The organism is Falsiporphyromonas endometrii (assembly GCF_042654485.1).
In the GTDB taxonomy this organism is placed as follows: Bacteria; Bacteroidota; Bacteroidia; order Bacteroidales; family Porphyromonadaceae; genus Porphyromonas; species Porphyromonas endometrii.
Map to the genome: position 1 here is coordinate 1 of NZ_JBHSGO010000084.1, position 2253 is coordinate 2253.

A 2253-nucleotide genomic window follows, 5' to 3' on the forward strand; every position below is an offset into this window, starting at 1 on the left:
CTGACAGACAATTCGAAATAATTTCTTTAATTTGTACTTGTGTAAGGTTCATGCTTTTTATCGTTTTTTAGTTTGTAATTTCAAAGATAATAGTCTTGGGTCTTACACACTTTTTTGGGACAGTATCGAATGAGATGAAATAATCAAACTCTTTTATTGATAATGAAGCCTTACTGCTTAGAAGATGTATCATCCAATTTGCAGTAAGGCTTTTCTTTATCTTGATAAATATGTTGGAATAATGAATTTATCAGATCTGATAGTATTTTTGATACCTATGCTTATAACTGTAGAAAGAGCATTTTTATTACCTTTACGAATGCGGAGATTCGTTTACTTAAGACTCTAATTTAGAGAGTAAAAATCACTTTTTGTTCTCAAGCAATCAAATTAATGAAGCTACTTTGAATTATGTCGAACAAACTTAAGGATTAAATCACCATTATCAATCAAAGTAGCCTCAATGAGACTTGAATGCGAATCCATAGGTTTTGTATCATAATTATAACAGCATAAATACACATTACACACTCGTGATCGAACATTATTTATTACTTGCAGCAATAGTCGTACTTGGAGGTATATTAGCAGGAAAAGTTGGATATAAGTTTGGAATACCCAGTTTGCTACTTTTCCTCTTTGCCGGTATTATATGTGGTAATTCGGGCTTGGGAATGTCTATCAGTAGCCCCAAACTTGCTCAATTAATAGGAGTCATAGCCCTTTCCATTATTCTCTTTTCCGGAGGTATGGATACCAAAATCAAAGAAATCAAACCTGTCATCAAGGAGGGAGTCATTCTTTCGACCTTAGGGGTTATTTTGACGACTATTTTCACCGGAGGCTTTGTCTACTTTTGTAGTATATATCATATTGCTCCCATTGAAATTTCCTTGCCGGTAGCTTTACTTTTGGCAGCACTAATGTCAAGTACAGACTCTGCATCTGTCTTTGCCATACTCCGATCTCAGAATATGTATCTCAAAGAGAACCTCAAACCTGCATTGGAGTTGGAGAGTGGTAGTAATGACCCTATGGCTTATATGCTCACCTTGGCACTGATACAGTTTATTAGTGAAGGCAACGCCAATCCATGGTTAATTGGTGGCAATCTTATTATTCAATTTGTGGTTGGAATTATTGCCGGATATATAATTGGCAGAATAGCTGTAAATCTCCTTAATAGAGTAAACATTGATAATGACACGCTCTACCCTATTATCCTTTTATGTTTTGTCTTTGCGATTTATTCTATCACATCATTAATGAAAGGAAATGGTTATTTGGCTGTATATATTGCCGGTATTACTGTCGGCAATAGCAGACTGGTACATAAAAAAAGTATTGCTACTTTTTTTGATGGCATAACATGGTTGGTTCAAATCATCTTATTCATTCTTTTAGGAATGCTTGTACATCCCCCTGAGCTTCTCAAAGTTGCAGGTTTTGGCCTCATAGTTGCTCTATTTATGATCTTCTTTGGAAGGCCCTTGAGCGTACTTATCTCATTGCTCCCTCTTAGAAAACTCTCTTTCAAGGGTAGAATTTATCTGTCTTGGGTTGGATTGCGTGGTGCTGTCCCAATTATCTTTGCCACTTATCCTATACTGATGGATGTGCCGGGAGCTCAGATATTATTCAATATTGTATTCTTTATTACAATTGTATCATTACTTGTTCAGGGAAGTACTGTCGGATATGTGGCTAAGTTGCTCAAGCTGTCTGTTCCTGCGCCTCCGGTTGGAAACCTCTTTGGGGTTGAAATACCCGAAGAGACAGGGACAAAGATGGAAGAAAGAAAAGTAAACAAGAAGATGCTTTCCTCCGGAGATCGACTAATGGATATAGATTTGGATGACAAAGAGCTTGTAATCTTGATCAAGAGAAACAATTCGTACAGAGTTCCCAAAGGCCCCATGCATTTGAAAGTCGGAGATATTCTACTTATTGTGTCTGAAACTGATAAGAAAAATATCCTTGACAATGAAATTATAGATGTTCGGAGAGAACAAAATATTGAAAAGCTCAGACAGAGGGTCCAAGAGAAAAAAGCAAATAAGAAGTGAATATCGAGAATATAGTTGGATGAATATGTAGGACAATTAAAGCTATAATAAATCAAGTCGGGGGGCTGTGTCATTATTCGTAATGATTCAGCCTCTAATTTTTTAGCAACCCCTCATTTTTGGAGTTTAAGCAGCCAATTTTTGGATGGGAGCTACCATTGGACTCACAGGAACTCCTAAAACAGAT

1 protein-coding gene is annotated in these 2253 nt (G+C 36.4%); it reads left to right on the top strand.

Features of this window, described 5'->3' with window-relative positions:
* Nucleotides 1-533 precede the first annotated feature (533 nt).
* Complete coding sequence (locus tag ACFO3G_RS03405) at nucleotides 534-2066, top strand: potassium/proton antiporter (RefSeq protein ID WP_380077996.1); 1533 nt, start codon at nucleotides 534-536, stop codon at nucleotides 2064-2066.
* Nucleotides 2067-2253: the final 187 nt, after the last annotated feature.